This window comes from Amphritea atlantica, from assembly GCA_024397875.1.
In the GTDB taxonomy this organism is placed as follows: Bacteria; Pseudomonadota; Gammaproteobacteria; order Pseudomonadales; family Balneatricaceae; genus Amphritea; species Amphritea atlantica_B.
Genome location: CP073344.1, coordinates 1724461 through 1749802, shown reverse-complemented (window position 1 = coordinate 1749802; position 25342 = coordinate 1724461). Strand labels below are relative to the sequence as shown.

Annotated in this window: 23 protein-coding genes; 12 read left to right on the top strand and 11 right to left on the bottom strand. The window is 50.6% G+C overall.

The window, feature by feature from the left end; genetic code table 11:
* Positions 1–410 precede the first annotated feature (410 nt).
* Complete coding sequence (locus tag KDX31_07955) at positions 411–1748, top strand: DEAD/DEAH box helicase (protein UTW04920.1); 1338 nt, start codon at positions 411–413, stop codon at positions 1746–1748.
* 263 nt (positions 1749–2011) lie between these two features.
* On the opposite strand, the gene KDX31_07950 is transcribed toward KDX31_07955, so the two are convergent.
* Positions 2012–2488, bottom strand: coding sequence for a DM13 domain-containing protein (locus KDX31_07950; protein ID UTW04919.1), 477 nt, complete (start codon positions 2486–2488; stop codon positions 2012–2014).
* Positions 2489–2554: 66 nt separating this feature from the next.
* Positions 2555–2971 (bottom strand): hypothetical protein, encoded by a 417-nt coding sequence (locus KDX31_07945; protein ID UTW04918.1) that lies wholly within the window; start codon positions 2969–2971, stop codon positions 2555–2557.
* Positions 2972–3200: 229 nt separating this feature from the next.
* Between KDX31_07945 and cbpA the strand changes: the two genes are divergently transcribed.
* The gene (gene cbpA / locus KDX31_07940) at positions 3201–4160 is read left to right on the top strand and encodes a curved DNA-binding protein (protein UTW04917.1); all 960 of its coding nucleotides are present in this window, start codon (positions 3201–3203) and stop codon (positions 4158–4160) included.
* Positions 4157–4453, top strand: coding sequence for a chaperone modulatory protein CbpM (locus KDX31_07935; GenBank protein UTW04916.1), 297 nt, complete (start codon positions 4157–4159; stop codon positions 4451–4453). The genes cbpA and KDX31_07935 overlap by 4 nt, the downstream gene beginning before the upstream one ends.
* Positions 4454–4736: 283 nt before the next feature.
* Here KDX31_07935 and KDX31_07930 read toward each other — a convergent pair whose 3' ends face one another.
* The 6 genes from KDX31_07930 to paaY all read right to left on the bottom strand — a co-directional run bounded on the left by KDX31_07930 (position 4737) and on the right by paaY (position 10796).
* Complete coding sequence (locus tag KDX31_07930; protein ID UTW04915.1) at positions 4737–5522, bottom strand: slipin family protein; 786 nt, start codon at positions 5520–5522, stop codon at positions 4737–4739.
* A gap of 1 nt (position 5523) precedes the next feature.
* Complete coding sequence (locus KDX31_07925) at positions 5524–6933, bottom strand: nodulation protein NfeD (GenBank protein ID UTW04914.1); 1410 nt, start codon at positions 6931–6933, stop codon at positions 5524–5526.
* 303 nt (positions 6934–7236) lie between these two features.
* Positions 7237–8196, bottom strand: a complete 960-nt coding sequence (gene rho, locus KDX31_07920; GenBank protein ID UTW04913.1) for a transcription termination factor Rho — start codon at positions 8194–8196, stop codon at positions 7237–7239.
* Positions 8197–8436: 240 nt separating this feature from the next.
* The gene (locus KDX31_07915; GenBank protein UTW04912.1) at positions 8437–9132 is read right to left on the bottom strand and encodes a pseudouridine synthase; all 696 of its coding nucleotides are present in this window, start codon (positions 9130–9132) and stop codon (positions 8437–8439) included.
* Positions 9133–9298: 166 nt separating this feature from the next.
* Positions 9299–9916: a bifunctional phosphoserine phosphatase/homoserine phosphotransferase ThrH gene (gene thrH / locus KDX31_07910; GenBank protein UTW04911.1), complete on the bottom strand. Its 618-nt coding sequence runs from the start codon at positions 9914–9916 to the stop codon at positions 9299–9301.
* 280 nt (positions 9917–10196) lie between these two features.
* Positions 10197–10796 (bottom strand): phenylacetic acid degradation protein PaaY, encoded by a 600-nt coding sequence (paaY, locus tag KDX31_07905; GenBank protein ID UTW04910.1) that lies wholly within the window; start codon positions 10794–10796, stop codon positions 10197–10199.
* 214 nt (positions 10797–11010) lie between these two features.
* Here paaY and KDX31_07900 point away from each other — a divergent pair, with 214 nt between their 5' ends.
* Both KDX31_07900 and KDX31_07895 read left to right on the top strand, forming a co-directional pair.
* Entirely contained in the window at positions 11011–12204 is a 1194-nt protein-coding gene (locus KDX31_07900; protein ID UTW04909.1) for a Bcr/CflA family multidrug efflux MFS transporter, read from the top strand.
* 187 nt (positions 12205–12391) lie between these two features.
* The gene (locus KDX31_07895) at positions 12392–12937 is read left to right on the top strand and encodes a hydrolase (protein ID UTW04908.1); all 546 of its coding nucleotides are present in this window, start codon (positions 12392–12394) and stop codon (positions 12935–12937) included.
* Positions 12938–12977: 40 nt separating this feature from the next.
* Here KDX31_07895 and KDX31_07890 read toward each other — a convergent pair whose 3' ends face one another.
* Entirely contained in the window at positions 12978–13892 is a 915-nt protein-coding gene (locus tag KDX31_07890; protein ID UTW04907.1) for a LysR family transcriptional regulator, read from the bottom strand.
* 300 nt (positions 13893–14192) lie between these two features.
* Between KDX31_07890 and KDX31_07885 the strand changes: the two genes are divergently transcribed.
* Together KDX31_07885 and KDX31_07880 are read left to right on the top strand one after the other, a co-directional pair.
* Complete coding sequence (locus tag KDX31_07885) at positions 14193–14894, top strand: CoA transferase subunit A (protein ID UTW04906.1); 702 nt, start codon at positions 14193–14195, stop codon at positions 14892–14894.
* Positions 14895–14969: 75 nt separating this feature from the next.
* On the top strand, positions 14970–15629 hold the full coding sequence (locus KDX31_07880) for a CoA transferase subunit B (protein ID UTW04905.1): 660 nt from the start codon (positions 14970–14972) through the stop codon (positions 15627–15629).
* Between the two features lie 168 nt (positions 15630–15797).
* Here the strand turns inward: KDX31_07880 and dsbD are convergent, their stop codons facing one another.
* A complete protein-coding gene (gene dsbD, locus KDX31_07875) occupies positions 15798–17702 on the bottom strand; it encodes a protein-disulfide reductase DsbD (GenBank protein ID UTW04904.1) in 1905 nt (634 codons plus the stop codon).
* 274 nt (positions 17703–17976) lie between these two features.
* On the opposite strand from dsbD, the gene KDX31_07870 reads away from it, so the two are divergent.
* Together KDX31_07870 and KDX31_07865 are read left to right on the top strand one after the other, a co-directional pair.
* Positions 17977–19044, top strand: coding sequence for a 3-deoxy-7-phosphoheptulonate synthase (locus tag KDX31_07870; GenBank protein ID UTW04903.1), 1068 nt, complete (start codon positions 17977–17979; stop codon positions 19042–19044).
* Between the two features lie 283 nt (positions 19045–19327).
* Positions 19328–21556, top strand: a complete 2229-nt coding sequence (locus tag KDX31_07865) for an NADP-dependent isocitrate dehydrogenase (protein UTW04902.1) — start codon at positions 19328–19330, stop codon at positions 21554–21556.
* 114 nt (positions 21557–21670) lie between these two features.
* Here the strand turns inward: KDX31_07865 and KDX31_07860 are convergent, their stop codons facing one another.
* A complete protein-coding gene (locus tag KDX31_07860) occupies positions 21671–22960 on the bottom strand; it encodes an NAD(P)/FAD-dependent oxidoreductase (protein ID UTW04901.1) in 1290 nt (429 codons plus the stop codon).
* Positions 22961–23524: 564 nt separating this feature from the next.
* Between KDX31_07860 and KDX31_07855 the strand changes: the two genes are divergently transcribed.
* The 3 genes from KDX31_07855 to KDX31_07845 are packed head-to-tail and all read left to right on the top strand — an operon-like array spanning position 23525 to position 25267.
* Positions 23525–23932 (top strand): PilZ domain-containing protein, encoded by a 408-nt coding sequence (locus KDX31_07855; GenBank protein ID UTW04900.1) that lies wholly within the window; start codon positions 23525–23527, stop codon positions 23930–23932.
* A complete protein-coding gene (locus KDX31_07850; protein UTW04899.1) occupies positions 23925–24242 on the top strand; it encodes a hypothetical protein in 318 nt (105 codons plus the stop codon). The genes KDX31_07855 and KDX31_07850 overlap by 8 nt, the downstream gene beginning before the upstream one ends.
* Positions 24239–25267, top strand: a complete 1029-nt coding sequence (locus KDX31_07845) for an AAA family ATPase (protein UTW04898.1) — start codon at positions 24239–24241, stop codon at positions 25265–25267. The genes KDX31_07850 and KDX31_07845 overlap by 4 nt, the downstream gene beginning before the upstream one ends.
* Positions 25268–25342: the final 75 nt, after the last annotated feature.

Here is a 25342-nt window from a genome sequence, read left to right as displayed (position 1 = left end):
CAAGTTATCGTATATCACTCTTAATTATTTTTTTAAATAAGCACTCTAACCCTATTAATTTAAAGGTATAATTTTTAGCGAGCTTGTTCTTTAGTTTGGGAAAAGACGACAGTATGTCATCTATCTGCAGGTAATCTTTGAAATGAGCATTAATAAAATTCATTCTCACTCTGACTCCCTGAGTCGACTCGTTCTTGTCCTTAGTTGATCCATATTCACATAGAAAACGACGAGATAAAAGAGCATTGGATCATGGTTTTATACACTTAATCTTTTCCTAGCGAGTCGCGCAGCGACGTTCTGGCAAGTGGCGAAGCCACGTCTAACGACTAGCAACGGCTTTTAATACTAGCGGCTGCTTTTAAGCTATACTCCTCCCTTCTCTCCTTTTAACACCTTCCCGAGCCTCTATGCCATTTTCAAACCTTGGATTATCTGCCCCCCTTCTATCAGCCATTACAGAGCTGGGTTATACCGCCCCTACCCCTATCCAGAAACAGGCGATTCCCCTCGTTCTTGCGGGTAAGGACCTGATTGCCACCGCGCAAACCGGTACTGGAAAAACGGGGGCCTTTGTTCTGCCGATATTGGAGTTATTTAACCAGGACCGGACATTGCGGGGGAAACGCATACGGGCGCTGATTCTGACCCCGACCCGGGAGTTAGCCATTCAGGTGGCAGCCAATGTCGCTTCGTACAGTAAACATCTTAATCTCAGCTCTCTTGCCGTGTATGGAGGGGTTGATTCCGAACCACAAAAAGAGCGTTTAATCGAAGGCGTCGATATCTTAGTGGCAACACCCGGCAGACTGCTGGATCTGGCGCACCAGCGGGCGCTGCATTTTGATGAACTGGAAGTGCTGGTATTAGATGAAGCCGACCGCATGGTGGATATGGGCTTTGCCGGGGATATCAATAAGATCATTGACCGCCTGCCCCAAGTCCGTCAGAACCTGTTGTTTTCTGCCACTATGTCCGATGCGGTTCGTGATATCGCCGATAGCTTTGCTGATAGTAAAGTGGGTAATCCTGCCGTTGAGATATCGGTGTCACCGAAAACCAAGGCTGCAGCCACAATCAACCAGTGGTTAATCACCGTCGATAAAGACACTAAATCCGCACTGCTGAGTCATCTGATTAATGAGCAGCAGTGGGATCAGGCTCTCATTTTTATCGAGAAAAAACATGCTGCCGCCAAACTGGTCGTCCAGCTGGCTAAACGCGGCATTGTTGCCGAAGCGATTCATGGTGACCGAAGCCAGGTGATGCGTGAAAAGATTCTCGCCGACTTTAAATCGGGCAAACTACAATACTTAGTCGCCACCGGGGTTGCTGCCCGTGGTTTAGATATTGGTGAACTGAGTCGTGTAGTGAATTACGACCTGCCATTCAAGCCGGAAGACTATATCCACCGCATCGGCCGAACCGGACGTGCAGGTGCCACCGGCGAAGCGATATCTTTTGTCGCACTGGGCGATTTTAAAAACCTGTGCGCCATTGAAAGTCGCTTAGACCAGCTAATCGAGCGAAAAGAGATTGAAGGTTTTCCGGTGAGAAAAGAGGTGCCGCTATCTGTGCTGAACTTTGTGCGCACAAGCAAACCACCCATGCCTAAAAGCTCATCATCAAAAAAAGCCCCGCCACCAAGCAGAGACAAAGCCACCCGCCCCTCAGGCAGCCGATCCCCGGCCAGGACATCCTCAGCCGATAATGACGAGAACAGACCCAACAAACATATCTGGGGCTAATTGAAAGGGCTTGATACCTGCAAAAAAAAGAGCGCCTGAATTACCAGAGCTGAGTATTTCCAAGGCTAAGTATTACACCTAAGCGCTCTTTTTTTCTGGAGGCCGGATGGATCCGGTCTTGTCTTGTGCATTTCCGCTCGCCACCGGCTTACCCTTAAGTCACTTATTCCGACATGCTCGCCTATCGCTTTCAGCCAGAATTGCTGACGATAACGATCTCGTAGCTTCCCTGTAACATTCAAAAAGTTCCAGATATTGCTTTATTATTGATATCTGGCTGAGGTAATAAACTGACCGAAAGCCTCACACCAAACAATAACGCTGGCGTATTTCGAAGGATCGATGTCTGGCGGTATTTCAACGACAAAGTTCTCAAACGTTTTAACATCGCCTACACGCTTCATAGTCGGCTTTAATCGGTTGAAGTCTGCTTCGGTCTCAACAAATTCTGGCGATAGATAGAGCTTGTAATCCGGGCCGGGTGCAAGCTTACCCATAAGAGTAATGGTGCTGGCACCAATGGAAACCGTACCCTCTCCCCAATGCAGCCTATCGCTGTCTTTAAGGTCTTTTCGGAACTGTGCGGTGTAGCGGGCCTGCGAAGACACGAGCCTTATCTCCTCGGCGCTGGGAGCCGGCGGAGCAGTCAGAATGGGAAGTAAATATATTCCGGCGCCGAACCCTGCAACAGCGACAACGCCATGGGTAACAAGAAGGAATGCGATAGAACGTATTTTCATAATGACTCTATTTTCAGAATGGCTCTGAGTATGTTTGTTTGCACCCAACACCGCAACATTGCGGTATCAGGGGGAATTTTTTGACCGGTATACACTATAGGGAAACAGGGCATATAGGATCAGTAAGACCACGTAAGCCAGACCCGCAAGCGAATACTTTGATTCTACATATTCGCTCACGGACAGATCTCGCAGCCATATCACAATCGAAAGCTCAACCACCAATAAATACAACAATGCCAACACGCCTACAGCCAGCATTTGCCATGCTACCACCCTGTTGCCAGCTATACTGGCAACAAAACGTGCAGAAAAAAAGCAGGCCAACAGCATTAATGGCATCTCTAACAGCTCAGCAGTATGCTCACCAAAATAGGGGACTAAAAGCAGAACTCTGATCGTGCCGAGCACAAACCCTACAGTGAAAACGATTACAAAATACAGACTTGAATAGTGCAGGATCTTTTTCATCTGTCTTTTCATCTGACTGTTCCCTTAACTTCTCGCCTAAAGCAGCCCAGGTCTACACAGTCAGTCTGGGCTTGACAGTTGTTGCTCATACTTTATCGCGTTAAATCAACTCTGACATCATCAAACCACGTATCGTTGTCTGGCGAACCCGCCATAGCAACCGCTGTTTTGGTCTATATTAAGCTCACAGGCTTTCCAATTCTGCCTATCTTAATAACCCTCTGGTGAGACCGGATAGATTATGGAATTCAAAGACTATTACAAGATTTTGGGTGTTGACCCTGAGGCTGATACGAAGTCGATAAAGATCGCTTACCGAAAACTGGCCAGAAAATATCACCCGGATGTCAGCAGTCATCATGATGCCGAGAACCAGTTCAAAGAGGTCAGCGAAGCCTATGAGGTTCTCAAAGATAAAACCAAGCGGGCGGAATATGACGAATTACGCCAGTATGGGGGGGCTCAGCATGAGTTTCGTCCACCGCCGGGCTGGCAACCATCGGGGGCGGCCAGAGGCGATGGCAGAGATTATCACCATCAGGATTTTTCTGACTTTTTCTCCTCTATCTTTGGCACGGAAAGCGGCGCGGGTGCCCGCGGTTTCAAAGATCGTCAGCCATTTAGCCAGCGGGGCCAGGATATTGAAACCGACCTGCCGGTTTTCCTTGAAGAGACGATATCCAAGGGTTCCAAAACAATCTCCTATCACCTGCCCCACTATGACGATGAGGGACGTGTTCGCGAGGTTAAGAAAACGCTCAATGTTAAGATCCCCCCCGGGGTCGTCGACGGTGAGCGTATCCGGTTGAAGGGACAGGGCGCGCCGGGGATCGGCAACGGTGCCTACGGTGATCTCTATTTACGCATTCGACTGGTCCCCCACCCGTTGTTCGATGTCGAAGGGCATAACCTGATTATTACCGTGCCTGTCGCGCCTTGGGAAGCAGCTCTGGGCTGCAAGGTGACTATGCCGACCCTGTCGGGTGAGATTAAATTGACCGTGCCCGCCAATAGCCAGAGTGGACAGCGCTTGCGTGTTAAAGGCCGGGGCCTGCCAGGCAAACAGATTCAGGGCGATCTCTATGCCGTATTAAAAGTCGTGATGCCGCCCGCCAGCAACGAGTCCATCAAGCGCCATTGGCAAGATCTGGCGGAACTCGCCCCTTTCGATCCCCGAGCCGAATGGAGTGACGCATCATGAACGATACCTATCTGAGTTTTACTGAAGTCTGCCTGCAAACCGGTGTGGCCGAAAATACGGTGGTAGAAATTATCGAGCAGGGTATTGTCGAGCCGATCGGTGATTCCCCCGGTGAATGGCGGTTTAGCCCGGCAATGCTGATTCAGACAAAAAAAGCTGTGCGTCTGCATCGTGACCTTGATGTGAACTGGGCGGGGATCGCATTGGCAATAGAGCTACTGAATGAGCTGGAAGAGTTGCAGGAACAGAATCGTTACCTTCAGCGTCGTCTGAAACGCTTTGAGGATTTCTAAATGGATTAAGACTGGTGACGGTGTGAAGCTGCCTGCAGGATGTTAAGGGGGCTGAAGGTTTGACATCCTTGGTTACGCGATTACGTGCGATACGAAGCTCACAGCAAAACACTATCCAGAAAAAGTAACTCGTAAACGCATGATGAATCAATTTGAAGCGGTCTGATGATCCCGGACTCCCGTACACTTAATCTTTCCGCAGCGACGTTCTGGCAAGTGGCGAAACCACATCTCATCACTAGCCACTGCTTTTAGAAGCGCTCAATTATTCCGTCAGGTTTCGTCAGACTTTATTCTTTGGCGTTTCATCGCCGTCCTGCCCGCCGCCAGTCCAGCGGTTGATCAGATCCACCGGTAGCGGGAAAACAATGGTGTGGGTATTCTGGCCGGCAATCTCGGTCAGGGTCTGCAGGTAGCGTAGCTGGATAGCCTGAGGCTGTTTAGCCAGGGTTTGGGCCGCTTGCAGCAATTGTGCCGCGGCTTCCAGCTCACCGATAGCATGAATCACCTTGGCACGCCGGGAGCGCTCTTCCTCAGCCTGACGTGCGATAGCGCGGATCATGCTCTCGTCCAGGTCCACATGCTTGATCTCAACATTGGCCACTTTGATGCCCCAGGCGTCAGTCTGCTTGTCCAGGATTCGCTGAATATCGGCGTTGAGCTGGTCGCGGGCGGCCAGCATATCATCCAGCTCATGCTGACCCAGCACAGAACGCAGAGTGGTCTGCGAAAGCTGACTGGTGGCCTCCAGAAAATTTTCTACATGAATGATCGCCCGCTCCGGATCGACCACCCGGAAATAGATCACCGCATTGACCTTCACCGACACGTTGTCCCGCGAGATCACATCCTGCGTTGGGACATCCATCACCACGGTGCGCAGGTCCACCCGTACCATCTGCTGAATCACCGGAATCACGATGATCAGCCCCGGTCCCTTGACCCGGTAGAAGCGTCCCAACAGGAAGATCACACCCCGCTCGTACTCTCGCAGGATTCGGAACATACTGATCAGCAGCAGCAGAATGAGTACTGCCGAAGTCATGATAAAATATTGTGTAAGCGCCATCTCACTTCTCCTGCTTGTCCACGACAAGCGTCAGTCCGTCCACCGCTTTGACCCGCACCCGGTCACCCACTACCAGAGAGTCGGCGCAGCGTACCAACCAGAGCTCCCCCTCGTAGCGGACCAGGGCCCGGTTGTCATCGCTTTGTTCTATGATCAGACTCTGATCGATCACTGCGTCTCTGCTGAAGTGACGCGGACGCCGGTAAGCCCGCAGTGCCAGCCCCAGGATTCCGAATACTAGCAGCCCGGTCACCGTGGATAGGGACAGAATTACCGGCAGAGCGATCTGGTAGGCAGGAATATCGGTATCCATCAGCATAATTGAACCCACCACAAACGCGATTAGCCCGCCTATACCGAACACGCCGAAACTCGGCATCATCGCCTCGGTGGCGATCAGTCCGATACCGAGGAACATCAGTCCCAGCCCCGCATAGCTGATCGGCAGGACCTGGAAGGCGTAGAGCGCCACCAGCAGGCAGGTCAAGCCGAGAATACCGGGCAATCCGAAGCCGGGGTTGGAGAACTCGAAAACCAGACCATAGAGACCGATTATCATCAGCATATAGGCCACATTGGGGTTGGTGATCACCGCCAGAAACTCGCTGCGCCAGTCCGGATCATGTATTACACGGGGAGCACCAGCCAGATCAAGACGGATCACCTGGGCGCCAATCTTGATTTCGCGCCCGGCCAGGGCATTAAGCAGCTCCTCGGTATCTGCAGCCATCAGGTCGATCACTCCAAGCTCCAGCGCACTACCGGCGCTCAGGCTGGCCCCCTCGCGTACCGCCCGTTCGGCCCAGTCGGCATTGCGCCCACGCAGTTCTGCCAGGCTGCGAATATAGGCCACCGCATCATTGATCACCTTGCGCTCCAGTGCACTGCCGGGCTGGATGACTGGTTCAAATTGCTGCGTGCCCCCCGACTCAGATCCCATCTCAGAGTTGGCCTTATCCTGCCCGGGCTCTCTGGGCGGCGATGGCGTCATAGGGGTACCGATAGAGACTGGCGTGGCGGCCCCCAGATTGGTAGCGGGAGCCATAGCGGCAATATGGCAGCTGTACATAAGGAAAGTGCCGGCACTGGCAGCCCGGGCACCGCCGGGGGCCACATAACAGATTACCGGAATCGGCGAGGCCAGTACGCCGGCGATCATATCGCGCATCGAACTGTCCAGCCCACCCGGGGTATCAATGCGGATCAGCACCGCAGCCGCCCGGGCTTCGGCCGCCCCCTCAATTCCGCGCACCAGATAATCCGCCGTTGACGGTCCCACCGCACCGTCCAGCTGCAGCATCCACAGTGCTCCCGGCGGCGTCTCCTCCTGAGCGGGCGTCGGCAACGAAATCGCCAGCACTGCAAGCAGCAGCGCGATCGTCAGGCTGAATTTTAGTGTTTGTGCATACATCACTCTCGACCTTTTCTACCTATAAGGTATAGCACTTCAGGCGCGGTACGGCCTTTTAGAAAAGCAAGACGATGATATTTTTGTATATTCAGGGTTAGTCAGTGCCGACGGTGGACAATGCCAAGACTACCTAAAGGAACAGTTATATTTTTAATGCGGCTTCTCCGTATTCACTGTGTCCCGGTGGTAAAAAACACCCTTTAAAAACACTTCTTAGAGAACATCGATGGCGCGGAGAACCACAGAGGATATATCTATGAGCTCTTTTACGCTGTTTATAGCAAGTGGCGTTGCTACTTCCAGCTACTCATCACTCGTCACTGCTTTTAAAAGCGCTTCATTGGTCGGGTATTGCTCAAGTAACTCAACCAGCTTCCGGGCGCCCTCTAGCGGTTTAAGATGGGTAAGACTTCTGCGCAGCACCCTGATCTTTTGCAGCTCGTTCTGATTCAGCAACAGCTCCTCACGGCGGGTGCTGCTTTTGGCGATATCCAGCGCGGGAAAGACCCGGTAATTGGCGGCTTCCCGTGATAGTACGACCTCCATATTGCCGGTGCCTTTAAACTCCTCGAATATCACCTGATCCATCCGGCTACCAGTATCAACCAGTATGGTTGCCAGAATCGTAAGCGATCCGCCGTTCTCGATCTTACGGGCAGAGCCAAACAATTTGCGGGGTATCTCCAGGGCTCTGGCGTCAACGCCGCCCGACATGGTCCGGCCACTGCTCTTGCGTTCGGCATTATGGACTCGCGAAAGCCGTGTGAGCGAGTCAATCACAATCATCACATCATGACCTTCCCCTGCTTCCTTTCGAGCGGTGTTCAGCAGCTCATCGGCTACACGGACGTGATGGGCATAGCTTTCATCTGAGGATGAGGCGTGTACTTCAGCCGGTACGCTGCGCTTAAAGTCCGTCACCTCTTCGGGCCGCTCATCTATGAGTAATGCATACAACTTTATTTCGGGATACGCCTGACCCACCGCCTGACAGATATGTTTTAACAGGGTCGATTTACCCGAGCCCGGTGGCGCAACAACCAGGCCGCGCTGCCCCATGCCGATCGGTGATATCAGATCCATCGCTCGCATGGAGAGCTGCTGAGAAGCGGATGCCAGACGTATGCAGGGTGAAGGATGGATAGCGACGCCATTTAAAAAACGCTTTTGCGGATCGCCATCGAACTGCTCCATGATCTCCTGATCGACGGACTTGGCATCTTCCTTTTTTTTCAGTTTCAGGCTCAGTGTTTTTCTTGTCATAGTATCTGTGTATGGCTCTGGTAAATTCAGGTTGTTTGGGTCTGATTACAATCGTCTGTTGATTGTTTTTAGATATCAGGTGCAAGTCGGCGTCGGGCGGCCCTGCAATATAACATGTTGAACGACGAACCTTGTAAGCTTTGCTACCCTGCAGGAAATCGCTTATCTCTGTGGCTCTGGTGCCGCAGGTTCTCTCTGTCGTAAATCTTCGCCGAAATAAATCAGCCCATCGATCTGCAGCTAATCGTCGACTGACAGCGCGTCCACTTCGGCCGGAGTTAAGCTGCGCCAATGCCCCTCATCAACATCCAGATTCAGGCTGCCGATCTGCTGACGGTGCAGGGATTTAACCCGATTGCCAATACCAGAGAACATCCGTTTCACCTGATGAAAGCGTCCCTCTGTCAGGGTTAACAAGACAGTATAGGGATCAATAATCTGTAATCTCGCTGGATGTGTCAGACGAGCTTCCCCCTGAAGCAGAATACCCTCTGCAAAACGTTGGGCGGCGTCAGGGGCTATAGGCCTGGACAGCAAAACTCTATACACCTTTTCGCACCGGTTTCCGGGCGATGTCAGATTGAAAGACCAGTGTCCATCATCGGTCACCAGTACCAGACCGGTCGTATCTGCATCCAGGCGCCCGGCTATGTGCAGTTCAGACACCCGCTCGACATCGAGGAAATTGAGTACCGACGGGTATTTCTCATCGACATTAGAACAGATCGTATCTACCGGTTTATTCAGCATGAAATACCGCGAAGGTCTGGGCGTTAAGATTTTGCCATCAAGGGCCACGACACTGTTTTTGTGAACCTGATGGGACGCCTCAAGCACAACAGAGCCATTGACCATCAGCAGCCTGTTTTCAATCAACTCCAAGGCCTCAATCAAAGCATACTCGGTGCTTTTACAGATAAATTTATCTAACCGCATAACATCGATTAAGGCCTGTCCTGTTGCATTGAAAGGAAAACATGCAGTTGCTGTAAACACTCTACAATAAAAAAGAGCGCCAAAGCGCTCTTAATCTTTATCTGGCGAATCGCGCAGCAACGTTCTGGCAAGTGGCGAAGCCAGGTCTAACAACTAGCGACTGCGGTTAAAGTGACAGATCACGATTGCTCGCTTTAATAAACTCGTTCTTAAGATCTTCAAACGTATGTACCGCCGGGAACTGCGGGAACTCATCGATAACGTTCTGCGGTGAATGGAACAGGATACCGGATTCAGCCTGAGTCAGCATGGTGGTATCGTTGTAAGAATCACCCGCGGCGATGACGCGGTAGTTCAGCAGCTGGAAAGCACGCACTGACTGACGCTTAGGGTCTTTCTGACGCAACGTATAATCGGTGATACGACCCCCTTCGTTGACTTCCAGCTTATGGCACAACAGTGTCGGATGACCCAGTTGCTTCATCAGCGGTGCGGCAAACTCATAGAAGGTATCGGACAGAATCACCACCTGGAACCGCTCACGCAGCCAGTCGATAAACTCACGGGCGCCTTCCAGCGGAGAGAGACGATCAATGGTGGCCTGAATCTGTGGCAGGGTCAGACCATGCTCATCCAGAATGCGCAGACGCTGTTTCATCAGCACATCATAATCAGGAATATCACGGGTAGTCGCTTTAAGCTCTTCAATTCCGGTTTCTTCGGCAAAGGCGATCCAGATTTCAGGGATCAGTACACCTTCCAGGTCAAGACATGCGAGTTCCACAAGCGACTCCTAAATAATGGCAGATGCGAATAGTATTGTTCGCATTTATTCGTAATAGGTGCGCAGATTCTACCCGATTGCACGGTTCTTGCAACGGCAAGAGCTGGTTTCAGAAAGATAACAATTTGACCCAAAGCATTGATCATCTGACTATTTAATACGAAACGTCCAATACGGAATCATGATGCAACATGACGACCATACGGGCAGCATACAGACAGATCCTTCCACTCAGCACGACTGCCTCTACAGCAATAAAACCCATATCAAAAAGGGATATTCAGGTCTTATATTTAGGCACCACTCCTTCTATCCCTACTTCCAGACGTGGCCGGTCGGCTTCAACTTCGGTGAGCGCCTCGACCTCCTGCATGGTATTCATACTCCGGATAGCCAGCTCCTGATACTGACGGGTCCCGGCTGATTTCCAGTCGATCTCTTTATCCGTCAGTTCTTTAATCACCCGCGCCGGGGAACCCGCCACCAAAGTTCGCGCAGGCACATCCATCGAGGCTTTAACAAACGACATCGCCGCGACAATGGCGGACTCACCGATCACGGCACCATCCATAATCACCGAGTTCATGCCTACCAGCGCATTTTTGCCAATCACACAACCGTGCAGTACCGCGCCATGACCGATGTGGCCATCCTCTTCCACAACGGTGTCGGTTCCTGGGAAGCCGTGCATCACGCAGGTATCCTGCAGATTAGCGCCTTTTTTGAGTTCCAGACGCCCAAAGTCTCCCCGCAGACAGGCTGCCGGACCGACATAACAGCCGGGGCCGATGATCACATCTCCGATAAGCACCGCGGTTGGATGGACGTAAGCAGTAGGATCAACTACCGGCGTAATGCCATCGATTGAATATACTTTCATAATGCTATTCCGTGATTCCTGATGAGCGAAATATTTGTGTAGGTGTTACTTTAGCGGATTTAAATATACAGGAATACCCCTATATTCATTTCACACGAAAAATAGTTAACTTGCTAACTACTTTGTACTGTGCAGAATGGTAAAACTTGCTGACTTAATTATCGCTGCACAATTAATCATTATTACCCCGTTAAATATAGAATACTGAGACCGGATGTTCAGACCCAACTCAACCGCCGTGATTGTTACGCTGGCCGCAGCCGTGGCACTAGGCCCTTTATCCACCGATATGTACCTGCCCAGCCTGCCGGGGCTGACCCAGGTGTTTAATACGTCGGTTGACCGGGTACAGGTTACCCTGTCCGTATTTCTCTATGGCTTTGCCTTTGCCCAGTTAATTTACGGACCGCTGGCAGATCGTTTTGGCCGCAAGCCCGTTATGCTTGGCGGTCTGCTGCTGTTTATCCTGTCCTCGATTGGTTGCGCGCTCTCAACGACAATTGAGCAACTGATATTGTACCGCTTCCTGCAAGCGCTGGGAGCCTGCGGTGGACCGGTACTGGGACGGACGATGGTGCGGGATATCCATGGACCGGTGAATGCCGCCAAAGTGCTGTCTATGATGGGCAGTATTATGGCGCTGGCACCCGCCGTTGCGCCGGTTATCGGTGGATATATGGTCGCGCTGTTTGAATGGACTTCAACCTTTATCTTCCTCTGTGTCTACGCTGTCATTGCGACCCTGTTGATTGTATTTAAAGTACCGGAATCCCTGGCAGCAGAAAACCGTAGTTCCCTCAGCCCATTAACCATACTCAACAACTTTGCAACGCTGCTGAAGCATCGCCAGTATCTGGGTTATACATTGTGCTGCAGTTTTATATTTTCAGGACTGTTTGCATTTCTGTCCGGAGCTCCCTTTGTTCTGATCGATTATTTTAAAGTACCCGCTGAGCACAGCGGTATCTTCTATGCGATAGCGTCCTGCGGTTTTCTTACTGGCACTATCATTGCCCAGCGGACCGGCACCCGTGCCGGTATCAATGGCATCCTCAGGCGTGGGACAACGGTTTCTCTACTGGCAGGCATGGCGATGCTGCTGCCTGCAGTGATGGATATTCATAATCTGTGGATTACCGCACTGACCCAGGTCGTTTACATGATAGGGGTGGGTATGGTGATGCCCCAGGCGATGGCCGGAGCGCTTGCCCCTTTCGCAACCATTGCCGGTACCGCCTCCTCGCTGCTGGGTTTTATCCAGTCAATCTGTGCCGCCAGCGTCGGAATGCTGGTAGGTCATTATCACAGTGGCACACCGACAACGATGGCGATCAGTATCGCCACAATGGGACTACTCTCTTTGCTGTCATTTATTTTGCTGATAAAACCCGGCGCAAGCAGACCATAAAAGCACATCTTCAACTGAGCCCCAAAGCGTAGCCAAAATTTAGATAAGGGTATATCCTTACTGGCTTTAATTGTCAGTGGTTGTTCCGATAGCGTGCTTCAGAACCACTCGATGATTTTTTTATATGTACTGAATTTGAATACTGTTTCAGGTACACATCTAAGTACTGATTTAGCTGGAGAATGTTATGTTGATCTACCCAAACTCGTCCTGCCTTCTGGTTGTCGATATTCAGGAAAAGCTGGTTCCGGCGGTACATGAGAGTGCAGCTTTGGTGAGTAATGTCCGCTGGCTGGCTGAGGTTGCCAAACTGGCCGGGGTGCCGGTTCTCACCTCCGAACAATACCCGAAAGGACTGGGACGCACAGTGCCCGAGCTGCTGGATGTATTGCCCGAAGAGGGCTTTATGGAAAAGCTGCATTTCTCCTGTATGTCGGATCCTGACTGTAACGAAAAGATTAACAGCATCCGTCCCAACCAGGTTGTGATTGTCGGTATGGAGGCGCACGTCTGTGTCATGCAGACCGCCATTCAGATTAAGCAGCAGGCACGTGAAGTCTATGTCGTGGCCGATGCGGTCTCGTCACGAAATCCGGCGGATAAAGAGATGGCACTGGAGCGGATGCGCCACTGTGGCATCCACATTGTCACCAAAGAGATGGTGGGCTTTGAGTGGATTCAAAAGTCTGGCACACCGGAGTTCAAGACCTTCAGCACTCAGTTTTTACGCTAATAAAAAAATAACATATGCAAGGCTCTGCGCTGATAACAGCTCAGAGCTTTATCTTTTCAGATAGCTCTTGCGCAGAATCCAGAATAATTTCCACCAAACTTCGGGCTGCTGTCGATAACGGATAGCGCTTGCGTGTCACCACCCCCACCGGACGCGACATAACCGGTGTATCCAGTTCCCGGCAAACCGCCCCCAGCTCACGCATCTGCTGAATACACAGGGATGGCACTGCGCTCACCCCGAGATCCGTTGCTACCATCCGGCCGATGGTGGCCAGTTGATGCGTTTCAAATTCCGGCGACACCTGCATCCCCAACTGACGCAGTTTAGCTTCGATCAGTAAACGGATACTGGAGGGCCGCTGCAAGGCAATGAAATCATTTTTCAGTAACGCCTGCCACGACACATGTGTCAGCTCTGTCAGCGGGTGACCGGGATGAACAACGGCCACAAAACGGTCCTCGAACAACGGCACGAATTCCAGATCTTCGGAGCGTCCGGGATCAAAGGTTATACCCACTTCAACCTGACCATTACGGACCATATCGACGACATCCTCGGCGATCACATCATTTATGGTGACACTGACGTTGGGATAAAGGGCGCGGTACTGACTGATGATTCCCGGCAGTAAACTACTGGCGAATGATGGCATCGCCGCCAGTACAACCCGCCCCCGATTTAGCGCAAAGCGCTGATTCAGATCATCCAGTGCCGTTTCACAGTCATGCAAAATTTTCTGCGCCACCGGATAAAACTCCTCGCCCTCCGGCGTGAGGGCGATCGCCCGGGTGGTGCGACTGAAAAGCGCTCCGCCGACCTCCTCTTCGAGGTTTTTAATCGCAATACTCAGTGCCGGCTGAGACAGATGCACCTGAACGCACGCCTCAGTAAAACTTTGGGTGCGGGCAACGGCAACGAACGCTCTTAGCTGTTTCAGGGTGATATTGACCATTATCCTGTTATCCAACGACTCATGTGAACACGTATATTTTTCTAATAACTGACTTTATACCGTGCGTTATATCTGAACTTATATCTGCACTTATATCTGAACTTATATCTGTACTATATATAAACAAATTTTATAAATAGTTTAAATCATTAAATTTGCTAAATAATACACCCTATATAAGACTTAACGTATTCGTTATTCAGGTATCGGGTGTTCCGGGAACGGAGCTGTCCCAGCCAGATACCACCCTCAAATATGAAGACCCCAATAATAAAGAACAGTAATTGCGGAGTTGCACACATGTCGGGTTTTAATAAAGTTGTAAACAGCTATGAAGAAGCGATGGCAGGCCTGGAAGATGGCATGACCGTTATCGCCGGTGGCTTCGGCCTTTGCGGTATCCCCGAAAATCTGATTGCTCAGATCAGAAAGATGGGCACCAAAGAACTGACGTTTGTCTCAAATAACTGTGGTGTTGATGATTTCGGTCTCGGCATTCTGCTGGTTGACCGCCAGATCAAAAAGATGATCTCGTCCTATGTTGGCGAAAATGCCCTGTTTGAAAAGCAACTGCTGGCGGGTGAACTGGAGGTTGAACTGACACCTCAGGGAACCCTGGCCGAAAAGATGCGCGCGGGCGGTGCCGGCATTCCGGCATTCTACACGGCTACCGGTTACGGTACCCCGGTGGGTGATGGCAAAGAGGTACGTGAATTCAATGGCCGTCAGTACATTATGGAAGAATCGATCACTGGCGATTTCGCCATTGTCAAAGGCTGGAAGGCAGACACTTACGGCAATGTGATCTACCGGAATACGGCACAGAATTTTAATCCGATGGCCGCAACGGCGGGGAAGATCACCGTGGTCGAGGTAGAAGAGATTGTTCAACCGGGCGAACTGAACCCCAGCGAGATCCATACCCCCGGGATCTACGTTAATCGTGTGATTAAGGGCAGTTTCGAAAAACGTATTGAGCAGCGCACTGTGCGCCAGGGCTGATACGACACACCGGTAATTTATTGAATTTCTGATAGCCCTGTCGTTTCACTGCTGTCAGAAAGAAGAGGAAAGACAATGGCACTCTCACGTGAACAGATAGCACAGCGTATTGCACGCGAACTGGAAGATGGTTTTTACGTTAACCTGGGAATCGGTATCCCGACACTGGTCGCAAACTATATCCCCGATGGCATCGAAGTGATGCTGCAATCAGAAAACGGCTTACTGGGGATGGGACCCTTCCCAACCGAAGATGAAATTGATGCCGATATGATCAATGCGGGCAAACAAACCGTAACCGCCGCCACCGGCGCATCGATTTTCTCCTCGGCTGAATCCTTCGCCATGATCCGAGGTGGTCATGTGGATCTGACCGTACTGGGAGCCTTTGAAGTGGACGTCAACGGCAATATCGCCTCCTGGATGATCCCCGGCAAATTGATCAAGGGTATGGGCGGCGCCATGGATCTGGTTGCCGGTGCGGAAAATATTATCGTCACCATGACCCATGCATCCAAACACGGCGAATCAAAATTGCTGACTAACTGCACTCTGCCCCTGACCGGTGCTGGCTGCATCAGAAAAGTTCTCACAGACCTGGCATTCCTGGAAATTAAAGATGGCGCCTTCCACCTCAAAGAACGTGCTCCCGGCGTATCGGTGGAAGAGATCATCGAAAAGACCGAAGGCAAACTGATTGTACCGGATCATGTACCGGAGATGACGTTCGCATAAAAGCAGTAGCGAGATGCGGCTCCGCCGCTTGCTAGTGGTTAGAAGAAGCGTATTGACATGGTGAAGACTGAACGTTTGTAGTAATAATCATTGGTCGATTTAGAAAGGCTGATACTTGATGTATCAGCCTTTTTTGTTTAGTGGTTGAAAGGAGCTTTAAGCTAGTTATTACAATCCTGCTATATGCCTGACAAAAACGTCGGGGTCTATCACCCCGATCAGTGTCATATTAGGATGATACTGGCCGGTACGGTCATAGAAAATAAGCGCCGGCGGACCGATTACACGGTAGACACTGCTTAGCTCTCTGGCCGCATCATCGTTTGCGGTGACATCAACTTTGATACGTTTAAAGTCACTGAGTCCCTGCTGGACTGAACGGTCGGCAAAGGTTACGTAGTCGAGCTCAACACAGGAAATACACCAGTCAGCGTAGAAATCCAGCATGACCGGTTGCTGCCTGGCTTTGGCTTCGCTGAGCATCTGATCCAGTTGCTGTTTATTCGTTACGGTGCTAAAGCTCAGCTCCGGTGCGACCGCGGCCTGCCCGCCGGCAACAGCAAAACCTTTTAACGGTTGTAGCAGACTTTTGCCGCCGGTCAGGGCTCCGATAAAGAGGATACCGCCGTAGAGCAGCAGTACGACACCGATCCCCTTCCAGAAATAGCTCCAGCCAGCCGCATTATCCTTTAACCGGTCGAGTGCTTTCATATGAACCGCTGCCACCAGCAGAATCACTGCATACAGCAACAAGGCAATATTATCGGCAATCACCCTGTCGAGCATCCAGACCGCCAGCAACAGCATCATAACGCCGAAACCGGCTTTAACACTTTCCATCCACAGACCCGCTTTAGGCAGCAACTTGCCCGCCGAAGCGCCCACGATTAACAGGGGGACACCCATGCCTAAACTCAGGCTGAACAACGCAGCACCTCCCAGGACCGGATCGCCACTCTGACCAATATAGATCAGCGCACCCGCCAGTGGCGCGGCCATGCAGGGGCCTACAATCAGTGCTGATAACAACCCCATCACCACCACACCCATGACGGTGCCGCCCTTCTGACTATTGCTCATGCTGTTCAGTCGGCTCTGCCAGCCGGAGGGCAACTGAAGCTCATAAAAGCCAAACATCGATAATGACAGCAGCACAAAGATCAGACTGAAAAAGCCGATTACCCAGACGTTCTGGAATGCCGCCTGAAGGTTTTCACCAAACAGCCCGGCAATCACACCAGCAACGGTGTAGGTCAGCGACACGGATAACACATAAATAAGGGATAACATAAATCCATGGCCAGCGGTGGTTTTATGCCCGTGTCCGGCGATGATACTGGACAGAATCGGTATCATAGGAAAAACGCAGGGAGTCAGTGCCAGCGCCAGCCCTGCGACAAAAAAGGCCCCCAGGGTCAGCAGCAGACTGCTGCCTGAGATCAGTGCAGCAAAACGATCCTGTTCACTTTGTATAATGGACATAGCCGCAGTTGTTTGCGTAGCCGCCGCAGTATCTGAACCCGACGGCCCCGGGGCCGCCTGTGTGCTGCCTGAATCTGCCGCCATTGCCTCAGTGTTACCCGGATTAACCGGTATTTGTTTCAGATTGACCGTTTTGGTGACTGGCGGGTAACAGATTCCCCCTTCCCAGCAACCCTGATAATTAACGCTAACAGCACTATCCACTGGCTGCCCGGTGGTACTCCTGAGGTCAAGATTGACTAACGCCTGGTTGTGATGCACCCACACCTGGCCAAACAGAGGATCCTCTTTCTGTTCTGCATCGGAGTAACGACGATCGAGCTCTTCCAGCTCCGGACCATAACTCAGCTGAATCTTATCCCGGTAAAGGTAGTAGTCATCGGCAATCGTCCAGATCAGTTGAACGGTCCCGTCTGCACCCTGCTCATAATCAAATACAAACGCCTGCTCGACCTGTAACGGGCCATCGTCTGAAGCAAAAGGATTGGCATTATCAAACAAACCAGCGCTGGCTGACGTACTGAACGGCATAAACAGTAACATCAGGATGGCGGTGACTGGCATGCTCAGTCGTTGAAACAGTAACGGCACGGTAACCCCTTAACAAATAAGTCTGATCGAACTAATTTAAGACAACACGCGGTCCGGGGAGTTCGATCCCGCCGGCAGAGAAACAGGCGGAAAACTTAGCAAAATATGAAAATAACCTCTGGCTTTACAGTAAGCCTGTCAATTTAACTAATTGTATCACCGGATAGCACGTATCAGCACTTAAACCTTAACCATTAATATGTTACAAAGAACCTCCTTTACGAACGCGCTAACGGGTGTACAGAGTAAAGGCTGTGCACTTTAGGAAATTGAGATGTCTGATAACCGAGTCGAAAACCTCAATATTGAGAGTAATACGGTTCTGGTCACACCCGACCAGCTGAAAACTAAACAACCCTTATCTGAAGCTGCAGCTGCCACTGTTATGGACGGCCGGCAGGTGATAAAAAACATTCTTAAGGGTGAAGATAAGCGACTGTTTATCGTGGTAGGTCCCTGCTCTATTCACGATACTAAAGCGGCAATCGAGTATGGTCATAAGCTGAAGCAGCTGGCCGAACAGGTTAAAGACACTCTCTATCTGGTTATGCGCGTATATTTTGAGAAGCCCCGTACCACCGTTGGCTGGAAAGGGCTGATCAACGATCCACATATGGATGACTCTTTTGAGATAGAAGAGGGACTGCATATTGGTCGTGAATTGCTGATTCAGCTGTCTGAGGTGGGCTTGCCACTGGCCACTGAAGCGTTGGATCCAATATCACCACAGTACCTGCAGGACCTTATTTCCTGGTCTGCCATCGGCGCACGTACCACTGAGTCCCAGACTCACCGCGAGATGTCCAGCGGCCTGTCCGGCGCAGTAGGCTTCAAGAATGGAACCGACGGCGGCCTGACTGTTGCGATTAATGCGCTTGAATCCGTGTCTCATCCACACAGTTTTCTGGGTATTAATGAAGAGGGACAGGTTTCTATCGTCCGCACCAAAGGCAATAAATATGGCCATGTGGTGCTGCGGGGTGGCAACGGTAAGCCCAACTATGATTCCGTCAATGTCACTCTGTGTGAACAGGAACTGGACAAAGCGGGCCTGAAGAAAAACATCATGGTCGATTGCAGCCACGCCAACTCCAATAAAGATCCTGCCCTGCAGCCTCTGGTCATGCAAAACGTCACCAATCAGATTATCGAAGGCAACAAATCGATTGTGGGTCTGATGGTTGAGTCCAATCTGGGCTGGGGCAATCAGAAAATGACGGATGATCCGGCTGACCTGCAATATGGTGTGTCGATTACGGATGCCTGTATCGACTGGGAGACCACCGAGAAAGCACTGCTGGATATGCACAACCAACTGAAACAGGTTTTGCCTCAGCGGTAATCACCTGCGTCTCATAAAAAAGGATCTTCGGATCCTTTTTTTTGTTCATAGGGCCGTAAAAGATGAAAAACCATGCTGCAGTGCGGTAATAAAACTACAGCTATACTATCTTTTAGTCGATATTCCCCCCCAGAGTATGCGTGACTACTTCAGTATTAGTAGTTTTTTAACGTATAATGCGCCCGCGGAATAATTAATTATAAGGCTTAAGCAAAGATGTTAAGGACAGCCACAAGCTGCCCTGTTAAGCCTCTGGCTACCAGCCAAATAACAAGGGGATAAAATGACTACAACGAATCAAACTATTTACTGGACCCTTACCGACGAAGCACCCTCACTGGCCACCTGTTCTTTACTTCCAATCGTAAGAACGTTCACCAAGGCTGCGGGCATCGACGTTAAGATCAGCGATATTTCTCTGGCAGCCCGTGTGCTCTCAGCATTCCCCGAAAACCTTACTGAAGAGCAGAAAGCAGAAGATGGTCTGTCTTTCCTGGGCGAACTGACTCAGGATCCACACGCTAACATCATTAAGCTTCCCAATATCTCTGCCTCTATTCCTCAGCTGAAAGCATGTATCTCCGAACTGCAGGCACAGGGTTGCGACATCCCGAATTACCCTGAAGCGCCGCAAACAGAAGAAGATAAAGCGATTCAGGCACGTTACTCAAAAATTCTCGGCTCTGCTGTAAACCCGGTACTGCGTGAAGGTAACTCTGACCGTCGTGCGCCTGGCGCAGTTAAAGCTTTCGTGCGTAAGTTCCCACATTCTATGGGTAAGTGGAGCAAAGCCTCACGTACCCACGCTGACTATATGCGCGATGGTGATTTCTTCTCCAGCGAACAGTCTGTCACGATGGATCAGGCTGGCGATGTTCGCCTTGAGTTCGTTGATAACGCTGGCAACGTTGAAGTTAAGAAAGAACTTAGCCTTGAGCAGGGCGAAATTCTCGACAGCATGCGTATGAGCTGCAGAGCCTTGCGTGAGTTCTTTGAAGAAACCATGCAGGACGCTAAAGAAAGCGGCGTAATGTGGTCTCTGCACGTGAAAGCAACCATGATGAAGGTGTCTCACCCTATCGTATTTGGTCACGCGGTCACTGTGTTCTACAAAGAGGTATTCGACAAGTACGGCGACCTGTTTGAAGAGCTGGGCGTGAATCCGAATAACGGTATCGGCAGCGTCTACGACAAAATCTCATCTCTGCCGCGTTCTAAGCGTGAAGAGATTGAAGAAGCTATCCATGAGTGCTTAGAGCACCGTCCGGAAATGGCGATGGTTGACTCTGTTAAAGGGATCACCAACCTTCACGTTCCTTCTGATGTTATCGTCGATGCCTCTATGCCTGCGATGATTCGTAACGGCGGTAAGATGTGGGGCCCAGACGGCAAGCCTAAAGATACGAAAGCGGTTATGCCTGAAAGCACCTATGCCCGTATCTACCAGGAAATGATTAACTTCTGCAAAACCAACGGTGCATTCGATCCTACCACCATGGGTACGGTGCCAAACGTTGGTCTGATGGCGAAAAAAGCAGAAGAGTACGGTTCTCACGACAAAACCTTTGAAATGATGGCTGATGGCATCATGCGGGTTGTCGCTGCTGACGGCACCGTACTGATGCAACACGATGTCGAAAAAGGCGATATCTGGCGTGCCTGCCAGACCAAGGATGAGCCGGTACGTGACTGGGTTAAACTGGCCGTGACCCGTGCCCGTCAGTCTGGCATGCCTGCTGTTTTCTGGCTGGACCACAAACGTGCCCACGACCGTGAACTGATCAAAAAGGTTAATACCTATCTGCAGGATCACGATACCGACGGTCTGGATATTTCCATCAAGACCTACAACCAGGCGATCCGTTTCAGCATGGACCGCATGATTCGCGGTAACGACACTATCTCTGTCACCGGTAACGTTCTGCGTGACTACCTGACCGACCTGTTCCCAATCATGGAACTGGGCACCTCAGCGAAGATGCTGTCTGTTGTACCGATGCTGAAAGGCGGCGGTATGTACGAAACGGGTGCTGGCGGTTCTGCGCCTAAGCACGTACAGCAGGTTGAAGAAGAGAACCACCTGCGCTGGGACTCACTGGGTGAATTCCTGGCACTGGCCGTTTCTCTGGAAGAGATGGGTATCAAGGAAAATAACAAGCGGGCAACTATCCTGGCAAAAACACTGGATGCCGCTACTGGTAAACTGCTGGAGCTGAACAAGTCTCCATCTCGTAAAACCGGCGAACTTGATAACCGTGGCAGCCACTTCTACCTCGGTATGTACTGGGCACAGGAAGTTGCTGCACAGACAGAAGATGCTGAACTGGCAGCACACTTCGCTCCACTGGCAAAAACCCTGAGCGATAACGAAGCTCAGATTATTGCTGAACTGAGCGCTGTTCAGGGCAAGCCTGCTGAGCTGGGTGGCTACTACCACGCTAATCGCGAAGACGTTAAGAAAGTTATGCGCCCAAGCGAAACGCTGAACGCAGCACTGGCAGCTCTTTCCTGAGAACCAGAGTGACAGGCTAATTACCTGTAAAAAACCGGATCAGTTAAACTGATCCGGTTTTTTTATGCCTGTGTGCTGTTAGCGATAACGGTTAACAATGACAGAGCCAGGGTGTTAATGCAGCTTCATTTTCGGCTTTACGGTACCGCTTATCTTCTGCGCCCAGTACACCGCAGCCGCTCTGAGCCAGCCATGAATCGCAATCTGGTGCATCCGGTAGAGTGAAATATACACCAGCCGGGCAAGCTTTCCTTCGATAAACATTGAGCCACTGGTGAGATTACCCATCAGGCTGCCAACAGTGCTATATCGACTCAGGTTAACCAGTGAGCCATGGTCTTTATAGATATAATCCTGCAACGGCTTACCCTGCTCCATGGCAATAATATTTTTATATACCTGACTGGCCATCTGATGTGCTGATTGGGCCCGGGGCGGAACCCAGCTGCCATCCGGTTGCTCGCAGGCGCAACAGTCACCGATGACAAACACAGAATCATCGACGGTGCTCTGCAAGGTGGGCTTAACCACGATCTGACCATTGCGATTGGTATCAAACAAACCGATTTGCCTGATAAAGTCCGGGGCCTTAACCCCGGCAGCCCAGACCCGAAGATCCGCACCAATCAGGGTATCCTCATGGGTCACAAAGCCTTCATCCGTCGCGCTGGTTACCCGTACATTCTCATGAATGGTAATGCCCAGAGCCATCAGCTCTTTTTTAGCCGTTGTCGCGATCCGAACCGGCAGTGCGGGTAAAATACGCGGTCCGGCCTCAATCAGGTCAATGCAGAGTCGTTTACCTGACATATCAGGCATACCGTAAATTTTAAGCATGTCGGCAACATGATAGAGCTCTGCCGCCAACTCGACACCGGTAGCACCGCCACCGACAATCGCCAGACGTAACTTGGCATCTGAGGACTTCTGGTTAATCCGTAAAAACTGGTTTAACAGCGCCCGATGGAAGCGCTCGGCCTGCTGGTGGGAGTCGAGAAAAAAGCTGTGCTCTGCAACGCCCGGCGTGCCAAAGTCGTTACTGACACTGCCCACCGCCATCACCAGAGTATCAAAAGTGATCTCCCGTTCTGGCAGCACCTCCTTGCCCTCATCATCTTTCAACGATTGCAACCGGATCGTTTTAGCCACCCGGTCCAAACCGATCATGGTGCCCAGCTGAAACTGATAATGATGCGCAGCCGAATGCGCCCGATAGACTACACCATCACTGTTCATATCCAGCGAGCCGGTGGCGACTTCATGCAACAACGGTTTCCATATATGGCTGCGGTTACGATCAACCAGAATGATATTGGCGCGTTTCTTTTTGCCCAGCTTGTGTCCGAGTTGTGTTGCTAACTCAAGACCGCCGGCCCCTCCCCCTACGATTACAATTGTTTTCATTACAAATCCTCAAAAAAGTCAGGTTAGCGCTCACGCATCAGCGCTAACCTGACTCAGCTGAGCAGTAGACAGCAACGTTACAGTATTAATAATCCCCCTGTTAACGGATATATATCAATGGTACACAACAGCAGATACTTTCGGGCAGATCCAACGGCATGGTCAGCAATGAATCCGTACCCGCCGCATCAAAATCTGATGCAGATCATAGATTATGTAGAAGACGGCCCTCAGAGTAAAACGTTTGCAACAATAAGCACGCTCCATTCCCCCAGAATAAGCGCCGCAGCTGTACTGATTCAAACAGTTGTTCAACTATTTCCTGTATCATCCCTTCCGGGAAGCGGAATCTTTTGCGGGTGATACCCATTTTAAGAGGTGGCTTGCTTGAGAAAGACCGTAAATATTGCTTATATGGGATTGATAAGCTGTATTTTTTAAATATCTTTAATTATAGACTTTTTGTGTCTTTCTCAGCTTTATCGGCCTCCAAATCAGATATGTACAGGGTCTGTCTGATTATATCTATGCGAGGATAGACATGGTTATCACAGAGGTTGTTCGATGAAACTCATAAATGATGACACTCTTGAATTTGAAGAAATTTCGAGTGACTCAGAATCAATACTTGTCTCCCGTAAATCATATCGCCTGCCTATTAAGGACAGGGATGCCAATTTTCTGGAAGCCAACGGCAAGACATACCCGCTGCTGGATATCAGCACCGAAGGAGTATGTATCGGTATCGAATCGGCCTCACCGTTATCATCTGAAGATATTCAGCCAAGCTGCAAGCTCACGCTGGGCGATGAGAATTTTGACGGTTTAGAAGGCGAAGTTGTTCATGCATCCCTTGATGGCGATGGCAACTGGATCTGCGGAATTCAGTGGTTGAAGGTCGACGACAATACCTTAAAGTCTTTAGAGAAAAAGTTAGCCACCCTCCGGAAAGAGATTTTTAATAATGCCTGAAAATGAAAAGTTAGACATTATGGGCCTGTTGCTGAGCGAGGAGGTCGGTGACGATATCGATGAGCTTCAGCAACTCAATAATATAATTTTTTGCGACACAGAAAGTACACCTTTAAACGGTTCCCGGAAGGATCAGGGTGAATTGATCTGGAAAACAGACAGTGATCAGTTTGAGATCCATGCATGGAAGCTGAAAGGAAAAATCAGTCTGAAATTTATCACCAAGTCCAATACAACCGTTTCAGTGGAAAGACTGGCTAAGATTGCCTTAAAAGCAATCCTGGAAGATCTTAAGAAGGCTAACCCATGACTATTATTGTTTGCCCAAACTGTTCTCGTAAACATCATGCTGATACCAGCAAGGTCGCTGCAAAGAAACGCTTCGTTGTGCGGTGTAAGGCGTGTGAGCATAAATTTCTGATCAATCTGGATAACAACGATGGTGTTCAGCCGACGCCTGCTGCTGCCGCCCCTGCGCCAACATCCCCTCAGCCTGCGGCGGGCATGTCAGAGCCTCAGGCGACCGGTGAACGTAAGACCCCGAGAAAAATCTGCGTTTCATTAAGCAAAGGTGGTGTGGGTAAAACCACCACAGCGGTCAGTCTGAGTGCGGGCCTGGCAATGGCCGGATATAAGGTATTGTTAATTGATACTGATACTCAGGGGCAATCCTCCTTTATGCTCGGCAAGAAGCCACCTGCGGGGCTGACAGAGTTGCTAACCGGAGAGCTGACACCGAAAGAAACCATTTTTGAGGCCAGACCTAACTTATGGCTCCTCAGCGGAGGCAGATCATTAGCCGGTGTCAAACGCATTATTGATAAAAAAAGTTTTGGTTCTGAATGGACCCTGTCTGAGGCACTGGACAGTATCGATAAAGACTATGACTACGTCATCATTGATACCTCTCCCGGCTGGGATCAGTTGACCGTTAACGTTCTTTTTTATGCCACAGAGGTACTCACGCCTGTCTCCCTTGAAGTGATGTCGCTTCACGGTCTGGCTGAATTTACCAAGAACCTCCATGCGATAAAGAAATATAAGGATATCGATCTCAATTATATCCTGCCGACCTTTCTCGATACCCGGGTGGAACAACCGAAAAATATCTACCGCAAGCTCCAGAGCCTCTACGGAGACAAGGTATGTACACCGATACGGTATGACGAACAGCTAAGCCGTTCACCCTCCCACGGAGAGACGATCTTTGAGTTTCTTCCGGATGGTGATGGGGCTGCGGATTATGCCGCGCTGGTAAGAACGATCAGCCGAAATAAAATGATTCTTCTGGGTGATACAAAAAATCACGATGAAACGGTCGTTCCTTCGCTATAACTGCGTAATAAATGCGGCGCCTCGGTGAGGCGCCGCACATACCAGGTGAATAACAGACAAATAAAAAGACAAACT